Raw genomic sequence first — 819 nt, 5'->3', positions numbered from 1 at the left:
CAAGTTGGCGTTCCTTACATCATCGTGTTCATGAACAAATGTGACATGGTTGATGACGAAGAGCTACTTGAGCTAGTAGAAATGGAAGTTCGTGAACTTCTTTCAGAATACGATTTCCCAGGTGATGACTTACCACTAATTCAAGGTTCAGCACTTAAAGCGCTTGAAGGCGAGAAAGAGTGGGAAGATAAGATTGTTGAGCTTGCAAACGCACTTGATTCTTACATTCCAGAGCCACAGCGTGACATCGATAAGCCATTCATCATGCCTATCGAAGACGTTTTCTCAATCCAAGGCCGTGGTACTGTTGTAACTGGTCGTGTTGAAGCTGGTATTATCCGCATCAACGACGAGATTGAAATTGTTGGTATCCGTGATACAACTAAGTCAATCTGTACTGGTGTTGAAATGTTCCGTAAACTGCTTGACGAAGGTCGTGCTGGTGAGAACATTGGTGCACTTTTACGTGGTACTAAGCGTGAAGACGTTGAACGTGGTCAAGTACTAGCTAAGCCTGGTTCAATCAAGCCACACACTACTTTTGAATCAGAAGTATACGTACTTTCAAAAGATGAAGGTGGTCGTCATACTCCATTCTTCAAAGGTTACCGTCCACAGTTCTACTTCCGTACAACTGACGTAACTGGTGACGTACAGTTACCAGAAGGCGTAGAAATGGTAATGCCTGGTGATAACGTTAAGATGACAGTTACTCTAATCGCGCCAATCGCGATGGACGAAGGTCTTCGTTTCGCTATCCGTGAAGGTGGTCGTACTGTAGGCGCTGGCGTTGTTGCAAACATCGTAGCGTAATAATTA

1 protein-coding gene is annotated in these 819 nt (G+C 44.2%); it reads left to right on the top strand.

Annotation, left to right across the window (positions count from 1 at the left end; translation table 11 throughout):
- Positions 1–813, top strand: an 813-nt coding sequence (locus tag I6F41_RS17910; protein ID WP_197108908.1) for an elongation factor Tu, incomplete at its 5' end; no start/stop codon positions are given.
- Positions 814–819: the final 6 nt, after the last annotated feature.

Source organism: Pseudoalteromonas sp. SCQQ13 (assembly GCF_015864415.1).
GTDB lineage: Bacteria > Pseudomonadota > Gammaproteobacteria > Enterobacterales > Alteromonadaceae > Pseudoalteromonas > Pseudoalteromonas nigrifaciens.
This window is presented reverse-complemented; position numbering and strand designations above follow the sequence as displayed.